The sequence below is a fragment of the Niastella sp. sgz303648 genome (assembly GCF_059587045.1).
Genome location: NZ_JCAPSW010000001.1, coordinates 740,831 through 753,388, shown reverse-complemented (window position 1 = coordinate 753,388; position 12,558 = coordinate 740,831). Strand labels below are relative to the sequence as shown.

The following is a 12,558-nucleotide window of genomic DNA, read 5'->3' as shown; positions in this document are numbered from 1 at the left end:
AGAGATAGCCAATAATTTTACTGCAATGGGACCCCCTTTACGACCCAAATCCTGGAAATGAGTTACTCATAGTAACTTTTCCGTTTTCGCTGCTACGTCACATTGTGTTTCGCAGTTTATTTTAATTTAAGGTATTTTTTAAAAGGTTTTGTGAACCAATCGTCAATAATACCGTGCTTAGCTTGCTCAGAAATTCTATGGTCAAGAATATTAAGAATATGTTTTGACACATCATCACCAAATAAAAAATCTGCTTCTTCTGCTAAATCAAAAAGATCTGTTGCACCTGTTAGTCTGCTTTCCTTGGCCAAAGTAAGATAAATATTACGTGCCTTATGATAGAACGCATATCGGAGATCAAACAGTTCTTGTTTTCTCCTTATTTCGTTTGTACGAGCTTGAGTTCTTGTATAATAAACTGCTATTAATGCAATACAGGGTGTTGCTATTGAGGCACATAGCTGTATGACATCTTTAAGAGCACTGTTCATATTTTCTTATCTGTTGTGTAAATAAGTCACAATCCAACGTTTATAACTTCTCTGGTATCAAATTAATACAAAAACTTGTTTTATGGAGAAGAATTTACCTTATTTATAAGGTTGGGATGTAGGAGCTAACGAATATTGGTTTATAGCTGAAATGTACTCGTTCAAGCAATTTTTTTGATAACTGGCCATGGTCCCAGTTATCAGCTAAAATCTCAAACCAGGACTAAATGCAAAAATATACCAGATATTCACAATTATCTCGCAACTAAACATCACTAGGGGGATAAACACAGAAAGGTAGCCTCGCTACCCCTGTCAGATTCCTTTGGACAAGATAACTGCCTAAATAGTCAGTTATTATAAAATAGGTGAATATGTAAAATATATCACCCATTGTCATATTTTTGACAAATTAGTCCAAAGCGTTTTGTCTATGAGTAACGAATCATTTGGTGACTACATTAGGAAAAGTAGAGAAGAAAAGAAGCTTCCACTTCGCAAGGTGGCTGCACATCTTGACATTGACCAATCGACACTCAGTAAGGTAGAGAGAGGCGAAAGGCCGGCTTCACCAGAATATTTAAAGCCACTCGCAGATATTCTGCAGCTCGACTTAAAAGAAGTCCAATCAAGGTTTATAGCAGATAAAATAGCCAAGGATTTTGGAAGTTTGGAACACTTGGACGAAGGGTTGAAAGCAGCAGGAAAACAAATTAAAAAAGGAAAGAAGTAGATGCCGAAAATATTTGACAATATAGAAAACCATTTAGTCGAAGGTTTAAATTATACATTGGATGTTTCCCATCGGGCTGACTTCTGCGTTGGCTACTTTAACCTTCGTGGTTGGAAACAGGTTGCTCATCATATAGAGAACTGGGAAGGTGGAGAAAGTAATTGCTGTCGTTTGTTGGTTGGAATGCAAAAACCACCTTATGAAACCCTAAAGGGTTATTTTTCTAAAGCAGAACAAGGAGCTATTGACATACAATCTGCCGCCGTTTTTAAAAAGAAACTGGCACAAGAATTTCAAGACCAGCTTACAATTGGAATTCCAACAGAGGATGATGAGAGAGGTTTGCAGAGGCTTTCAGCCCAAATAAAAGCAAAAAAAGTTGTCGTTAAATTGTTTCTCCGTCATCCACTTCACGCTAAGCTTTATTTGTGTTTCCGTGATGACAAAATAAACCCCATTATAGGTTACTTAGGTAGCAGTAATCTGACCCTTTCCGGTTTATCAATGCAAGGTGAATTAAATATTGATGTACTGGAACATGACCCTAATCTTAAACTATCCAAGTGGTTTAATGACAGGTGGGATGATAAATTTTGCTTTGATATTTCAGAAGAACTTGCCGAAATAATTGACAATAGCTGGGCAGCCGATAAGTTGCTTCATCCTTATCACATCTATTTGAAAATAGCTTTTCATCTAGCACGTGAAGCAAGAGCAGGATTATCTGAATTTAAAGTCTCAAAGATTTTTGAAAAGCAATTATTAGACTTTCAGCAGAAAGCTGTATTGGTAGCAGCACATCACTTAAACAAGAGGGGTGGTGTAATTATTGGTGATGTTGTTGGTTTGGGAAAAACAATTACTGCAACAGCATTAGCTAAAATGTTCGAGGATGATTTCCTTTTAGAGACTTTAATCATTTGTCCGAAGAACCTTGTGAAAATGTGGGAAGACTACAAACATAAGTACCAATTAAGGGCAAAAATCATCTCAGTAACACAGGTTCAAACTATTTTGCCTAATGAACGTCGTTATAGGGTTGTTATTATTGATGAAAGCCATAATCTTCGAAACAGAGAGGGCAAAAGATTTAAAGCAATTCAGGAGTATATTCAGCTAAATGATAGTAAAGTCATTTTGCTTTCAGCAACTCCATATAACAAAACATTTCTTGACCTGTCTAACCAGTTACGCCTGTTTATTCCCGATGAAAAAGACTTGGGGATAAGCCCTGAACATTTTATTGAAAGTATTGGCGGCAAAGTGCAGTTTATGGCAAAGTATCAAACGCCAATACGCAGCTTACCAGCTTTTGAAAAAAGCGAATTCCCTGACGATTGGAGAGAACTAATGAGATTATATTTAGTTCGCCGTACAAGGAGTTTTATAAAAGCTTACTATACGCAAACAGACGAAAGTAGTGGAAGAAAGTTTCTTACTTTTTCTGATGGAACTAAATCTTATTTCCCGGAAAGAAAGGCCCAAAAAGTTGAATATCATTTTGATACTAACGACCCTAAAGACCAATATGCAAAATTATATGCAGATGATGTAGTTCAAATTATCAATCAATTGAATCTCCCTCGATATGGGCTGGGTCAAGATCAATATATTAATAAAAAGCCTTTACTAAAACCAACAAAAGAAGAATCGGTGATCATGCAAAACCTTGGCCGTGCCGGGGCAAGATTAAAGGGTTTTGCAAGAACGAACCTTTTCAAACGTCTAGAAAGTAGTGGCTACTCTTTTCTGCATTCCATCAGTCGACATATTCTTAGAAATTTCATTTTTATTTATGCTATTGAAAACAAACTTCCGTTCCCAATCGGCAAACAAGATTCATATATGCTCGATGATTTTCTTGAAGACCAAGACATCGAAAATACAATTGATGAAATACAGAAAATAAATTTGTTGCTTAGCGAAGAAGCTTATTATGAGCAAGCTCATAAAGTATATGCATTGTTTTCATCAACCTATAAAAAACGCTTTGATTGGATTAGTAGTCAGCTTTTCTCTGATAACCTTAAAAAAATTCTTATTTATGATAGCAGAGACTTGCTTAAAATCTTGGAATTAGGTAAAGATTGGAGTGCAGAAGAAGATCGACAGTTAAACGCATTACATAAGCTCATAACAAAAAAGCATAGTAATGAGAAGGTTTTAATCTTCACTCAGTTTGCCGATACTGCGAAATATTTGAATGCCGAGTTGAAGAAGAGAGGTGTTAGGGAAATAGAATGCGTTACTGGCGATAACGAAGATCCAACTTCTTTTGCGTATCGGTTTAGTCCTGTAAGCAATGACAAAAGAAAGGAAATAAAAGAAGTAGATGAAATAAGAGTGCTGATAACAACTGATGTGTTAAGCGAAGGGCAAAATTTGCAGGATGCACACATCATTTTAAACTATGATTTACCTTGGGCTATTATTCGTTTGATTCAAAGAGCAGGTCGTGTGGACAGGATTGGACAGAAAGCAGAAAAGATATACTGTTATTCTTTTCTACCTGAAGATGGTATTGAAAGAATTATCCGCTTACGCAGCCGATTAAAATCCAGGCTAGAGCAAAGTGATGAAGTGCTTGGCTCTCCAGATGAAGTGTTTTTTGACAATCAAAGAGTACGTTCTCAATTGGAAGGTTTATACAGTGAGCAATCAGGCATATTGGATGAGGAGGAAGATGGAGAAGTGGATTTGGCCTCCTATGCTTATCAGATTTGGAAAAACGCAACTGATGCCGATCCAAAACTGATTAACTTGATTCAGGAAATGCCCAATGTAGTATATGCCACCAAACAAAACAACGATGATAAAGAACATGAAGGTGTAATTGTATATAGTCGTACTGCTGATGATAATGATGTATTGGTATGGGCAAACAGAAAAGGAGAGGTAATTACTCAATCGCAATTAACCATTCTCAGGGTTGCACAATGCAATGCTTATACAACTCCGCAATTCAAAATACCGGAACATCACAAACTTGTTGAAAAAGGACTCGAACATATTAAGGATATTGAAATTAGCACGGGCGGACAGTTAGGCAAGCAAAGTAGTGTACGCTATCGCATATATATGCACCTGATTCGCTATTATGAAGAATTCAAAAACACTCTGTTTGTTACAGATGCTTTGAAAAGAGCTATTGATGATATTTATAAATATCCATTAAAAGAAACGGCCAAAGAAATTATAAGCCGACAGCTAAAAGCGGGAGTTCCGGACGAAATATTATCGAATCTTGTATCTACTTTAAGAGAAGAAGATAAACTCTGTATAATTAGCGAAGAAGACAAGGAAGCCAGGGAGCCGCAAATAATTTGCTCGATGGGATTAATTAATTTATAAGAACAATGGCAAATCTAAATATTGAACGGACAAGAAAAGCATTACAGGCATTTGACTTCAAAACCCTTTTCATCGAAGAATTAGGTTGGAGCAATCCTGCATCTGGCAAACCTGTGACTGAAATAATAAAAGATACAACAATCACACGCAAACCCATTGCAGAATTAAGTGGCGCTATTGTTTTTGAAATAACCACACCAGGAGGCGAAGTGCCTGAACCCAAAAAGCGATTGGCAGTTGCCAAAGAAATTCAAAAGCAACATTATGAACATGTATTAATTTTTATCGATAAAGACCGCAAACAGAGCATCTGGCACTGGCTAAAGAATCAGGATAAGAAAATGGTAAGTCGGGAGCATTTCTTTTTCCGTCATCAACCCGGCGACGGATTTATAGCCAAGATTGCTTCATTAGTTGTTGACATTAGTGAATTTGACAAGGAAGGAAATATCGCCATTGCAGAAGTGGCTAGTCGTATAAAATCTGCACTGGATATTGAAAGGGTTGTAAAAAAGTTCTTCCGGGATTACCAGCAGGAATATGTTATTTTCCTAGAACTTATTGAAGGTATTGATAATGAGGCCGACCGTCGCTGGTATGCTTCTGTTATCCTGAATAGGTTAATGTTTATTTATTTTCTGCAAAAGAAAATGTTTTTAGATAATGGGGATGCTAATTATCTGAACAACAAACTGGAGTACTCCAGAACAAAAATCGGGAAGGATAAGTTCTATAGCGAGTTTCTCACCAAACTATTCTTTGAGGGGTTTGCAAAACATGAAAATCAAAGAGACAAGGAAACCAATAAGCTGATTGGAAAAATAAGATACCTGAATGGAGGCTTATTCCTACATCATAAAATTGAGATCAAGTACGAAGGGAAAATAAAAATCTCTGATACTGCATTTGATAATTTGTTTGGCTTATTTAACCGCTATAGCTGGACGCTTGACGATACACCCGGTGGTGCCGACAATGAAATGAACCCCGATGTACTCGGATATATTTTTGAAAAGTATATTAACCAGAAAGCGTTTGGTGCATACTATACCCGAACAGAAATTACAGAGTATCTCTGCGAACAAACCGTATATAAACTAATACTAGATGAAGTAAACGGAACAGCATTGCCCGACAACCTTCCTATCCCCGACAAGCTTAAGCAAAAGCTTACAACAAAACAATATGACAGCATAGCTGAACTGTTGTTGAATCTTGATCCGGAAACTTGTCGTAAATTGGTAGTAGGTGATAATGCTGTTTTATCTAACCTGAGTTTGCTTGACCCTGCATGTGGTTCCGGAGCTTTTCTGGTGGCTGCTATGAAGACCTTGATAAATGTATATGCTGCCGTATTGGGTAAGATTGAATTTTTGGGCGATAAGAAACTGAAGGAGTGGAAAAGAAAAATTGAAGAAAACCACCCCAGTATTAACTACTTTATTAAAAAGCAGATCATTACCAATAATCTCTATGGTGTGGACTTGATGGAGGAAGCAACGGAAATTGCCAAACTCCGTTTGTTTCTTGCTCTTGTTGCGAGTGCTGAAACTACAGAACAGTTAGAGCCATTACCCAATATTGATTTTAATATCATGTGCGGCAACTCATTAATTGGCCTCATGAGAGTTGATGAAAATGCATTTAATGTGCACCAAAGTGGCGACCTTTTCAAGAAAAGCTACCGTGAATTGGTGAATGAAAAAGAAGCAGCCATACGAGCCTTTAAATCCATGGAAAGCTTAGAAGGGAATATGGAGATAAAGAAAGAAAGCATTGACCGAATGGAAGAAGAAGCCAATGCTACACTAAACTTGATACTTGGTCAAGAGTTTAGCAGCCTAGGAATAAAATATGAACAGGCAACTTGGGATGAAAAGAAAAACAAAGAGGGCAAACCTATAAAACGGAATATAACAGTTAAAGACATTCAAGCACTTGAACCTTTTCATTGGGGGTATGAATTTTCTGAAATATTTAGGAAGAAAGGTGGTTTCGATGCTATAATTACTAACCCTCCATGGGAAACATTTCAACCAAACGCTAGGGAGTACCTAATGAATTTCAGCTCCACTATCACATTAAAGAAAATGGACATAAAAGATTTTGGTACGGAACTAGAAAATTTAATGAAGGATAAAGTTATTAAAGAAGAATACCTAAAGTATAATAGCTATTACAACCACACGAGACAGTACTTTAGATTTGCAAATCAATATAAAAATCAGGTTCCCATCATAAATGGAAAAAGACATGGTAAGGATATCAACCTTTACAAACTTTTCTTAGAACAATCTTATAACCTACTTAAAGAAGGTGGGTATTGTGGCATTGTAATTCCGAGCGGAATATATTCTGACTTAGGTTCAAAAAAACTTAGAGAATTACTGTTTGGAGAAACAAAAATTACTGGCTTATTCTCCTTTGAAAACAGGAAAGAAATATTTGAAAATGTACATCGGAGTTTCAAATTTTCAATATTGACTTTTGAGAAAAGCGGCAAGACACAAAGCTTCCCAGCAGCATTCATGCGGCATGATGTTGAAGAGTTAGATAATTTCCCTACTTATGGAGCTACTAGTATTAGTATAGACTTTATCAAGAAACAAAGCCCAGAAAGTTTGTCTGTTAGTGAATTGAAAAATGAAATTGATTTTGTTATCGCTGACAAGATTATTGCTTTTCCTTTCTTAAGTGATAAAGTTGAAGGAAAATGGAATGTAGAATATCAAAGAGAATTCAACATGACTGATGATGCATATTTGTTTAACAAGCAAAAAATTAAAAACTCACTGCCGTTGTATGAAGGAAAAATGATTTGGCAATTCTCACATACATATTCTGAACCAAAGTTTTGGGTTGATGCAAAAGAAGGACGAAAAGCAATTCTCGGTAAAGATACTGACATAAAGCAAAAATTAGGGTATCAAAAATACCGTTTGGCCTACAGAGATATTAGCTCTCCAACAAATGAGAGAACCATGATTAATACAATATTGCCGCCAAATGTATTTACTGGCAATACCTTATATGTTTCGAAGAATGATATTGCTTATTCAGATTTACTTAATATAGTAGCTTTTCTAAATAGTTTTATTAATGATTATGTAATGAGGCAAAAAATAACCTCACATTGTAATATGTTTTATGTCTATCAACTTTCAGTCCCAAGATTGTGCGAAAAGGACAAGTGGTATAATTCGATAGCTGAAAGAGCAGCCCGGCTGATTTGTACAACAGATGAATTCGCTGAATTATGGGAAGATGTAATTGGCAGTAAATGGAATGAAAAGAAGGCAGCCACCCAGGAATATGAACGTGGTAAACTAAGGGCAGAGCTTGATGGTATCATAGCTCATGTTTATGGTTTGACAGAAGAAGAATTTGCATATATTCTTAGCACTTTCCCAATTGTACCTCAAGCACAAAAAGTAGCTGCACAAAATGCATACAGGGATGTGGAAAGAGGATTGATAAAATCGAATTAAACTGGCAGATAATGATAAAGACGATAGAAATAAGAAATTTTAAAGCTATAGAAAAGGGCAAGGTAAAACTTACCCCCATTACAGCTTTTATTGGGTATAATGGAACTGGAAAAAGTTCGATGTTAGAAGCGTTGGAAACATTTCAATTATTCGTTACCGAAGGATTAGGCAAATCCATGAGCCGCTGGAGAAAATTTGAACATATCCATTATAAGGGCAAAAAGAAAAAAAGAACTTTTGAGCAAGACGGCATTAAGTATAAATATGCTCCGATGGAATTTATTTTCAAAACAACTATTGAAAAAAGGAAATCGGATTTTTCTTCTGCCATTGGTGAAGACTTGGCAGGTCATATATATTTCTTAGAAGAAAAAGTAAGTTATCCACAGTTTAATAGATTGAGAACCCCAGATCATAAATATATCACTCAAGACAGGGAAGCCATGTGGCTGCAACCAGAATATTCTATGCTAATAGCAGAAAGAGAAATCCGGAAATATGTAGAAGGCTGGCAGTTTCTTTCTATGAATACTTTTTTAATGGGCAATCCTTATCCCCAGAAAAAAACAGGCGGCAGTATTAAACTGAATGATGATGGCAGCAATATAGCTGAATATGTATTAGAGATAAGAAATAAAAACCCTGAAGTATTTCATGGTATTATTGAAACGATGCAGTATGTCTTGCCTTACGCTACAGACATTCAGCCTGTAATAACTCAGGAACTTGAAAATATGGTTTACATGCAACTGTCGGAACAAGATTTTAAAGTTCCCGGTTGGTTGCTATCAACAGGAACATTGAAAGTGCTTGCGTTGCTTGCTGTTTTTCGTAATCCAAATCCATCGCCCTTGATAGCCATTGAAGAGATGGAGAATGGGTTAGACCCACGGTCAATTCATTTGGCAGTAAGCGAAATGCGCCGCTATATAGAAAATAAAAAAGGCCAGGTGATAATTACCTCTCACTCGCCTTATCTGCTCGACCTATTAAACCTGAATGAAATAGTTGTCGTTGAAAAGACAGAAGGGCAACCAAAATTTTCAAGACCAGCCGACAATAATGAACTATTGGTTTGGGCAGAAAAATTCAACCCAGGCAGGCTTTATACAATGAGCCGTTTAAAAAGTAATGATTAAGCTATGAAGTATGGATTTGTATTCGAATGTTGGATAGACGGCCCTGATTATAATGTTTTAAAACATTTGGTAAACTGGATATTGCCCAATTGTGAATTTGAACCAGTAACACTGGGAGATAAAGGCGTTTTACTTGAAGAATGTGCGAACAGTACTAAACTGCTTTTAGATACAGGATGCGATAAGGTTTTTATTGTATGGGATTTAATGCCCAAGTATTCAAACTGCGATTGTATTGTGCAGGAAAGAGATTTAATCAGGCAACAGCTTATTGCTAAGGAAATCCCTCTAGATAACGTTGAATTTATAGGTATTGTACACGAATTGGAAAGCTGGCTTATTGCGGATGTTTCAGCCATTGAAAAAGTTTTATCAAGGCCGGCTCATCCAGTTAAGATTGACAACATTAAGCATCCTGATAGAGACAAAAACCCTAAAAAGAAATTGCGGAGGCTATTTACTCAAAATCGTGGCATTGACTATAACGACCTTGATTCAGCAATAAGAATCATAAAAAATGTTGAACGACCACGTGACCTTAAACAAAGTGTTTCATTCTGCCGGTTTTACTTGAAGCTTACTGGAAATCCATTATAGATTGTACCCATTAGGCCAGTATCTGCAAAACCTATCGGTTTCAAAAATCCAGGTTTTAAAAGAGTCTTTATACTCATTTAGAGGTGCACAGTTCACGATTCTGGGATTAATAATAATATAAGATAAAAAGCCATCCGGCTTACAGATGGCTAGTTCAGTATATCAATATTTTTTTGACTATTTCTTTGCGCTCAACATCTTTTCCAACAACGCAATCTTTTCACGTTCAGATTTAAGTAATGCCTCGTAAAGCTTTTCATTTTTATCTAATGTTTCGAGCCATTTTTCTATTGGGTTAAAAATTGGATTATATTGAATGGTAGCCGAATTATCATTATTAGTAAAAGTGTTACCTATAAAACTAATAGGGGCATTTTCATCAAAGCTCTTAATGGCCTCAACAGGTACCTTCAGCGTCTTAGCAATCTGCTCCAAAGTCTCCGGATCAATAATCTCTTTCGTTTCCAGTAGGGAAACACTTTGCTGACTAATGCCAAGTTCACTAGCCAGTGTTTCCTGTTTTACCTGTAATATTTCCCGTATGCGTTTTACGGCTCGTCCTTGATGTACTTTTTCAGGCATATTAGTGGTTATCATGTTTCAAATATATGGAATTTATGGTATTGGTGTTATACCGTTATATCCCTCGTAAAATACGGCAAAATACTGGTAGTCCACAGGCATAATTGGTTCGGTACGGCACAAGCAACAGGTAATTTGCTATTCATTGTAGATTAAATGCCGTCCCCCAACCAAAAGACATATGTTTTATCTTAATACCAAACCTTAAGCCTCCATGCAAACAACATTTGACACTCTATCCCCCAACCTGCTTAACCAGCTAGCCCAGCTTATTCAGAAAATTGCTACAACTATCCACCCCGAAAAAATCCTTTGCTACGGCTACCGAACTTCGATTTACCAGGATTGGAGCTGTTTTAAGGAAGATACGGGTTACCAGGAAACAATCAAAGCCACCTTTGACCTGCTGGTCATCACTGGTAATGATAACAACCAGGCCGACCATGAGATCTTACAGAAAATTGATCTATTGGCAACCTCCCTGGATTGTGAAGTTACTGCCGTTGTTCAACCCCTGGATGCAGTAAACGAATTAATAGCTAAAAACAGCCGTTTCCTTACTACACTTTATCATAAAGCCGTTCTGGTGTTTAATGCAGGCAGTAACGCTTTAATCACCCCACCGTCAGCACCCACATTTGAAGAAACAAGGCGCAAACTAGAAACTACCTGGAATAAATGCTTCTCGGTAGCGGAACGCTTTTATAAAACCGCCTGTTTTTGCCTGGACAATGGCTGGAATGAAAAAGCCTTGTTTGATTTACACCAGGCTACTCAGCACACTTGCATGGCTCTGCTACGGGTATATATTGGCTATCGGTCTACTACACACAATCTTTCCCGGTTACTAGCCCTTATTGAGAACTTCTCCTTTGTTCCTTCCACTATATTCCCCTGTAGCACGGAAGAAGAAACCTCCCTTTTTAATCTACTTAATAAAGCCTATTCGGATGCTCGTTATAAAGAAGATTATTCAGTGCCCACAGAAATAGCCAACCTGTTAAAGAAAAGAGTGCATCAATTATTGCTTGTTGCAGAAAAGCTGTATAACAAGAAAATGATGTCGATACAAAATAACCAAACCACCACATTCCCATTAACTCCAGCCGACACCCCAGCCTAAAACCTTAACTTTTATGAAATCAGCCAACGGCTATTTGCGAACTTCTCTATGGTACAAAGAGAAAATAACCGACCCTTACCAGGTAATTGCAGAATTTTTCTGCTCGGCCAGTCTTACGGCCTACCGAAAATGTATTAAAGATTCATTGAAAGCCGCTGCTGGTAAATATATCTGGCGAAAATATAACCCTGGTGATTTGTTGTATGAATTTAAAATGATAGAATCCATTATCAATGCGGCCTACTTAATAAATAAGGAAAACAAAACATCGCCGCTGACCATTCAAAAGGAAAGCTCATTTAACCCCAATCTTTTTTGCGGATGGCATGTGGATTCTACCCAATGGGATTATTTCCCACGCGTTTTATCGTTTAAGGAATATGTTAACCCTTATTTAACCTTCAAGCGTTTTTTTAAATACCTGTCTTTGCCAAAATGGAAACAAGAGTTGCAGGATCTATTGGAATTTGCTCTTGTGAAAACCAGTTTGGCAGAAGCGGGTATAGAGAAGGATATGCTTTCTATTTATTTTCATCTTACCAAATTGGTAGAAGCTGCCCACCTTATTGATGTCAGAGAAACCACCCATATAGGAGGGCATTTAAAAAACAGGGCGAAGGTAATTTAGTAATGTCCAAGACACCATGCTTTCGCAACCTGTTCCACTGATTTTAATACCGTTCCCGTAAATCACGAATAATCCTCAATAATTACAAGATCAATCGGTGCACCGCTGTTCCCAACCAGACAGGTACAATTACAAAAAACTAAAAAATTTTGATAGGCATTATGAAGTGGATTTCTGTTATACTTTGGGTTTTATGTTGCGCATCCAAGCCCTGTTTTTGCCAACCACTTTCCTGGTTTGCAGGCGCGGGCGTAGGTATTACCCAATTGCGAACGCACGGTGCAATCGGGAAACCATCTACCAATACCGGACGGATGGGAATCATAATGGCAGGAGTAGACATTCCCTTGCATGAAAATTTGCGGCCAATGGTTAGGGCAACTCTTTCCGGTTATAGAGCACTTTTTTATACAACAATGGACGGAA

9 protein-coding genes are annotated in these 12,558 nt (G+C 37.2%); 7 read left to right on the top strand and 2 right to left on the bottom strand.

Annotated features, from left to right (window positions below; all coding sequences use genetic code 11):
- Positions 1-116 precede the first annotated feature (116 nt).
- Positions 117-491, bottom strand: coding sequence for a hypothetical protein (locus AC59IL_RS02665; protein WP_496550526.1), 375 nt, complete (start codon positions 489-491; stop codon positions 117-119).
- Positions 492-924: 433 nt separating this feature from the next.
- Here AC59IL_RS02665 and AC59IL_RS02660 point away from each other — a divergent pair, with 433 nt between their 5' ends.
- The 5 genes from AC59IL_RS02660 to AC59IL_RS02640 are packed head-to-tail and all read left to right on the top strand — an operon-like array spanning position 925 to position 9,799.
- Positions 925-1,224: a helix-turn-helix domain-containing protein gene (locus AC59IL_RS02660; RefSeq protein ID WP_496550525.1), complete on the top strand. Its 300-nt coding sequence runs from the start codon at positions 925-927 to the stop codon at positions 1,222-1,224.
- Positions 1,225-4,575, top strand: a complete 3,351-nt coding sequence (locus AC59IL_RS02655) for a helicase-related protein (protein WP_496550524.1) — start codon at positions 1,225-1,227, stop codon at positions 4,573-4,575. It abuts the gene before it with no gap.
- A gap of 5 nt (positions 4,576-4,580) precedes the next feature.
- Positions 4,581-8,063 (top strand): Eco57I restriction-modification methylase domain-containing protein, encoded by a 3,483-nt coding sequence (locus AC59IL_RS02650; protein WP_496550523.1) that lies wholly within the window; start codon positions 4,581-4,583, stop codon positions 8,061-8,063.
- Positions 8,064-8,074: 11 nt separating this feature from the next.
- Positions 8,075-9,202 (top strand): AAA family ATPase, encoded by a 1,128-nt coding sequence (locus AC59IL_RS02645; RefSeq protein ID WP_496550522.1) that lies wholly within the window; start codon positions 8,075-8,077, stop codon positions 9,200-9,202.
- A 3-nt stretch (positions 9,203-9,205) separates the two neighbouring features.
- On the top strand, positions 9,206-9,799 hold the full coding sequence (locus AC59IL_RS02640; RefSeq protein WP_496550521.1) for a hypothetical protein: 594 nt from the start codon (positions 9,206-9,208) through the stop codon (positions 9,797-9,799).
- A 177-nt stretch (positions 9,800-9,976) separates the two neighbouring features.
- On the opposite strand, the gene AC59IL_RS02635 is transcribed toward AC59IL_RS02640, so the two are convergent.
- Positions 9,977-10,381, bottom strand: a complete 405-nt coding sequence (locus AC59IL_RS02635) for a helix-turn-helix transcriptional regulator (RefSeq protein WP_496550520.1) — start codon at positions 10,379-10,381, stop codon at positions 9,977-9,979.
- Between the two features lie 214 nt (positions 10,382-10,595).
- On the opposite strand from AC59IL_RS02635, the gene AC59IL_RS02630 reads away from it, so the two are divergent.
- Both AC59IL_RS02630 and AC59IL_RS02625 read left to right on the top strand, forming a co-directional pair.
- Positions 10,596-11,504, top strand: coding sequence for a HEPN domain-containing protein (locus tag AC59IL_RS02630; protein WP_496550519.1), 909 nt, complete (start codon positions 10,596-10,598; stop codon positions 11,502-11,504).
- A gap of 13 nt (positions 11,505-11,517) precedes the next feature.
- Entirely contained in the window at positions 11,518-12,132 is a 615-nt protein-coding gene (locus AC59IL_RS02625; protein WP_496550518.1) for a hypothetical protein, read from the top strand.
- The last annotated feature ends 426 nt before the right edge of the window (positions 12,133-12,558 follow it).